Source organism: Actinoplanes sp. ATCC 53533, assembly GCF_003947245.1.
This window is the reverse complement of record NZ_QHHV01000444.1, coordinates 1-4,714: the sequence shown is the minus strand read 5'-3', so window position 1 is coordinate 4,714 and position 4,714 is coordinate 1. Positions and strand designations below refer to the sequence as shown.

The window sequence follows — 4,714 nt, the reverse complement described above, 5'->3', positions numbered from 1 at the left end:
GTCTGGCGCTACGTCTACCGGGCCATTGACCAGCACGGTCAGGTCATCGACGTGATGCTCACCGGTCGCCGAGACGCCGGTGCGGCCTGCCGGTTCTTTACCCGGGTATTGCGCAGCCTGAAGGTGCATCCCCGTGAGGTGATCACCGATGCCGCACCGGTCTACCCGGCCGTGCTCGACGATCTGCTGCCGGCGGCATGGCACCACGTCGAGCAGTACGCCAACAACCCGATCGAGGCAGATCACGGTCAGCTCAAGCGGCGGCTGAGACCGATGCGCGGGCTCCGGACCGATCGGACCGCCCAAGTGGTGATCGCCGGGCACGCCTTCGTCCAGAACCTGCGGCGCAGCCACTACGAACTCGCAGTCGATATTCGCCCGGCGTTGCGGATCGCCGCGGCGTTCAACGAACTCGCCCGCGCAATCTGACCCCGACCGGGGCGACCTTCAGCGCGACTACGGTTCTCGCAACGCAACAGCGCCCACCGGCCTGACCCAACTCGGCGCTCGCCTCTACGACCCGATCCTCGGCGGCTTCATCAGCACCGACGCGCTACTCGACCTGAGCAAACCGGAGCACCTCAACCCCTACGCCTACGGCTTCCACAACCCGATCCTGCTCAGCGACCCGACCGGGACACTCCCGGACGTGGTAGTCGACGGCCTTATAACCCGCAGGAGATCGCCAAAATCCAGAACTCCGGCGGCAAGAGCAAGGGCTCGACCAAGCCTAAGAGGAAGCAGGCCTGGGAGAAGGGCTTGGAGAAGGCGGTCAAGGACGTCGAGAAGAAATACAACGCCCCGATCAACGACCTGCCTCTGCAACTGCGTGAGATGGCCCTGCAGGACATCGAGAACATCGCCTGCAAGAAGTTCCCGAGCCGGTGCATGAACATCCTCGCGGAAATGAGCCGCGGCCTGCTCTTCGTGGTCAACCCCGACCGTCGTGAAGGCCCCGAACAAGTGGGGATCGACCCGAGATGTCGCGGAGGCCCTCAAATCGGTGGCTGATATCGATCCGATGGAGTTGTTGGAGGTGGAACTATCCTCTGGTGAGCGTGAGGCGCTGAGGGATGGGATCGCCGCGGGCGAAAACTGGAAGTTGCGAATGTGGTATGGCCACGCCGTACATCGCGCCACCAAAAGGGAGCTGAACAAACGGTTCCCCGGCAAGTTCGAATACAACACGAGCTTTGGTCCGGACTTCACCGACACGCGGAACGGCGCCAAGATCGAGGTGACGACAGTCGGCGAGATCCCCAAGCACATGAGCCGGGCCGCCAAGAACCCCGACTACACGCGTACCACCTACGTCCGCTACGGCATGTCGAACGCCCAGTACCATTCCATGCTGAGCCAGCTGGGCCGCATGTCGAACGAAGCCGCGATGGGATAAGGGGTAAACCTGCATGGCCGGGGAACGCGCGACGATGCTCGACGAGACCCACCGCGACGAGGACTTCAGCGGACGGCGGTTCGCCTACTGGACTGTTGGGATGAGCACCTTCGAGCGCTGCCAGTTCAGTAACGTCCGGGCCACCATCGCGGAGCTCGGTGTGGGCCCGACGCCGACGGTGTTCCGGGACTGCTCGTTCGACGGGTCTCGGTTCAACCGCACCACGCTTGGCCTGCTGCGGTTCGAACGCTGCACGTTCCGCAACGTGGTCATGCGTAAGTGGATCTCGCCCGATAGCGACTTCGTCGATTGCGTGTTCAGCGGCGACCTGGCCGAACTGACCCTCGCCGGTGCCGGCAGGCGCGCGTACAGCTCACCTCTGACACCCAACGAAGTCGTGGGCAACGATCTGCGGGACGCGGTGATGCTCGGCGGCGGGTTCCGAGCAGGCGTCGACCTCTCCCGGCAGCAGTTGCCGACAGACCCGCGGCACGTTCTCATCCCGGACCCCGGGGCAACGCTGCCCGCGGCGTTCGCGGTGGTGCGCTCCTGGGACGACCGCGATGTCAGGACCAGCGCCGAGTCGACCCTGGCGGTGCTGGACGAGGACTTCCGGCGTGGCCAGCCGCAGCTGCTGCTCTGCCCTGCCGGTGGGACGCCGGCAAAGGAAGCCGCCAACGCACGGCTGCTGGAACTCGTCAGAGGACTCGTCAAGGACGGCTCGCCGTGATCAGACCAGAATGACGTCGCAGGGTGACGTTCCGGCGCCTGTCCGATGCCGGTCCGGTTTCGGACCGCGGGCGATTGTGGCCTGGGCCGGCGACCTGACCGAGATCCTGTGTGACGAGGGCAGGTTCTACCTCCGCGGCCGTGCTGGGCCTATTCGCGGCGGGCAGTCGGGGTTCGCCCTCGGCGGCCACCACGACGCGGCTCTGGCCAGTGCTGCGTTGCAGGTCGCGATCGCAGACCGCGGGGTGACGTGGCCGGGTGATCTTTCATTCCGATCAGGGCGGGAGTACACCGATGGCCTGTTCCAGAAGGCGTGCCGGCGGGCGAAGGTGCGCCAGCTGGCGATGGAGCGCGATGTCCTCACGCGTTCCTTGGGCCGATGGGTGAAGGAGGCGATGAAGTAACTGTGGCCTTCATCAGTCCTGCCGTACCCCGGAAAGGCGTTTGCGAAGCGCAAGGGTCGGTGAAGGTCTGCCGCGTCAGTGGGCGCAGGCCGTATCGCAGCGGCGCGTCGGTGGCTGACCCGATCGAGTGGTTCGCGGCCCGCCAGTCGCGTTGCGGGAAATGCGGGCCGCTAGCGGTGGAATTCAGGTCGCCGCCGCCGATGAACGGGAGCGGGTCTCTGCCGTAGCGGTCGAGCAGCTTCGCCTCGTCCAGGCGTGCGACGCCGCTGCGGGCGTTGAAGTGGGCAACCCAAGCGCCGAATTCAGCGCCGGTGGCGTTGGCCCGGAACCGTCCGATATTGGGTTGGTCGGCGAAGACGTCGGGGTCGTGTGGGTCGTCACCGGGCCAGTGCAGGTTCGTCACCAGGTCGGTGTTGTAGAAGATCGCGGGTGGGATGGGCCCTTGCTGGCTGGTGCCGAGCAGCCCGGCGTAGGGGGCGCCGAGAACCTCGGTGAGGGCTCTCTCGGCCTGGCGCAGCCCTTGGTGCTGGTTTCGGCGGTAGTGCTTGGCCTGTGGACAGATGAAGGTCAGGCGGCGGTGTTGGCCCTGAGGGCAGCTCGGGTCAGGTCTGCTCGCTGTAGGGTGTCATCTGGAAGGTGACGAACCGCCAGCCGCGGTGGTTGTCGCGGCGCAGGACCTGGGTGGCCACGCCGGCGAGGGTGCGTTGACCGCCGTCGGGTGTTCGTATCAGGTTGGTGAGCGGGCCGGTCATGACCGCGACGTCGCCGATGAGTCGGATGGTGATCTCGCCGCGGGTGATGCGGAGGTAGGGCCGGCGGTTGACGGTGTGCTCCAGCAACTGCGTCTTGGTGTGGGTGATGCCGTGCGCGTGGGTGTGTACGAGCGTGTCGTCGAAGAGGTCATCGAGTGTCTCCAGATCCACGTCGACGAGCGCTCGTTGCCGGCGTCGCTCGATGGCGTGCAGCTCCGTGGTCACCTGCTCGTCGGGTGGCTGAACGGTGGTGCTCATGCGGGCTCCTGGCGGGTGCGGTGGTCGGTGCGTGATCAGATGTCGAAGACGTAGAGACCGAAGTTCCGGTCCGTGAACAGGATGTGCTTCTTGTAGCCGATCTTGTGGATCTTGATGCCAATAAGCCGTCGCCGAGCTCGCGGAAGTGCGCCGACCTCTTACAATTGCCGTACGCGGCCACGTCCGCGAGGTGAAAGCGCGAGTCCCGCCCCGGACGGGTTGGTGACCCGTGCCCTACCTCTCAGCGTTCTCGTCAAGTCCGTGCCGGTCAGCGTGGACCACACCCGTGGCGGTCATGCGTACCTCCTAAGTGCAATTATCCGAACGCTATCCAAGCGACCTGCTGGCGTGATGTCACACGAAGCGGGGATGGAGTTGACGAGGCCATGTCCGGTGAGCCGCTGCTGCGAAGGAGTCGATGCAGTTCGGCGGTGATCTGGGTGTGGATGGCCGGTAGCTGGTCAGTCCAGTCCCGAGGGGGGAATGTCCGCCGTTCCGGTGGCGGTTCGGCGGACGATGCGCAGGAAGCGGGTGAAGCTGATCCGGTCGGGGTCGATGTCGGCGGCTTCGGCAGCGCGGGCGATCAGCACGGTCATCGCGTAGTGCACGAGCAGCCAAGCCCAGATTTCTTGGTGGACCAGGTCGGGTAGCCGCGAACGTAGGACTTTGCCGGGCCCGCGTAGATGGGTTTTCAGCTGATCGATGCTGGTTTCAGTCACCCACTCGTGGGACACCTGAAGATGACGGTTCGTCGCATACTGAGCCAATACTTACGGTAGTCGCGTTGTTGCGGCTGGTCGATTTGGTTGACCGGCTGCGGCGCCGGGTGGGTCAGGTCGGTGATCAGAGCAGATGTCACGAAGTGACGGCGAGCCCCCCGATGCCTGGTGTGGGAGTCGTTGGACAGCGACCGGCGGGCGATAGTGATACGGCTGTTGGGGACGTGGGCGACCCGGGCAGTGACGAGCCAGGACGGCCGTCGTGAATGCGCGGGCGTGGCAGCCGTGGGGAGCGTCGGAGTCGAAGATCACCTCGCGGCATCGGGATCGGATGGCGGTGGTGTATGTGCGTCAGTCGAGCCGCCAGCAGGTACTGGAACATCGTGAGTCGACCCGGTTGCAGTACGCGTTGGTCGAGCGGGCCGCCGGGCTGGGCTGGGCGCGGTCACGGATCGT

General features: G+C 65.5%; 7 protein-coding genes and 1 pseudogene. 5 read left to right on the top strand and 3 right to left on the bottom strand.

All coding sequences use genetic code 11. The annotated features are described in order from the left end of the window. The 5 genes and pseudogenes from DMB66_RS58920 to DMB66_RS58905 form a co-directional block, all read left to right on the top strand. Positions 1-429: DDE-type integrase/transposase/recombinase (locus DMB66_RS58920; protein ID WP_125812604.1), on the top strand; the 429-nt coding region annotated here is incomplete at its 5' end. Beyond that, positions 371-625 (top strand): annotated as a pseudogene (locus DMB66_RS66435) (RHS repeat-associated core domain-containing protein); the annotation flags it as partial. The gene DMB66_RS58920 and the pseudogene DMB66_RS66435, both read left to right, overlap by 59 nt. A gap of 134 nt (positions 626-759) precedes the next feature. Beyond that, a complete protein-coding gene (locus tag DMB66_RS65085) occupies positions 760-1,011 on the top strand; it encodes a hypothetical protein (protein WP_233625604.1) in 252 nt (83 codons plus the stop codon). Continuing rightward, a complete protein-coding gene (locus tag DMB66_RS58910) occupies positions 1,004-1,396 on the top strand; it encodes a hypothetical protein (protein ID WP_125812603.1) in 393 nt (130 codons plus the stop codon). The genes DMB66_RS65085 and DMB66_RS58910 overlap by 8 nt, the downstream gene beginning before the upstream one ends. Positions 1,397-1,409: 13 nt before the next feature. After that, entirely contained in the window at positions 1,410-2,126 is a 717-nt protein-coding gene (locus tag DMB66_RS58905) for a hypothetical protein (RefSeq protein WP_125812602.1), read from the top strand. Positions 2,127-2,485: 359 nt separating this feature from the next. Here DMB66_RS58905 and DMB66_RS58900 read toward each other — a convergent pair whose 3' ends face one another. From DMB66_RS58900 to DMB66_RS58890, 3 genes are all read right to left on the bottom strand, one after another. After that, positions 2,486-2,932 (bottom strand): hypothetical protein, encoded by a 447-nt coding sequence (locus DMB66_RS58900; RefSeq protein ID WP_125812601.1) that lies wholly within the window; start codon positions 2,930-2,932, stop codon positions 2,486-2,488. A 199-nt stretch (positions 2,933-3,131) separates the two neighbouring features. Next, positions 3,132-3,539, bottom strand: coding sequence for a nuclear transport factor 2 family protein (locus DMB66_RS58895; RefSeq protein WP_125812600.1), 408 nt, complete (start codon positions 3,537-3,539; stop codon positions 3,132-3,134). Positions 3,540-4,000: 461 nt separating this feature from the next. Next, on the bottom strand, positions 4,001-4,306 hold the full coding sequence (locus DMB66_RS58890; RefSeq protein WP_199753288.1) for a hypothetical protein: 306 nt from the start codon (positions 4,304-4,306) through the stop codon (positions 4,001-4,003). Between the last annotated feature and the right edge of the window lie 408 nt (positions 4,307-4,714).

Bases quoted from the DNA above. Each gene is read 5' to 3' on its own strand.
- DMB66_RS58905 (WP_125812602.1), top strand. From the start codon at position 1,410: ATGGCCGGGGAACGCGCGACGATGCTCGACGAGACCCACCGCGACGAG.
- DMB66_RS58895 (WP_125812600.1), bottom strand. From the start codon at position 3,539: ATGAGCACCACCGTTCAGCCACCCGACGAGCAGGTGACCACGGAGCTG.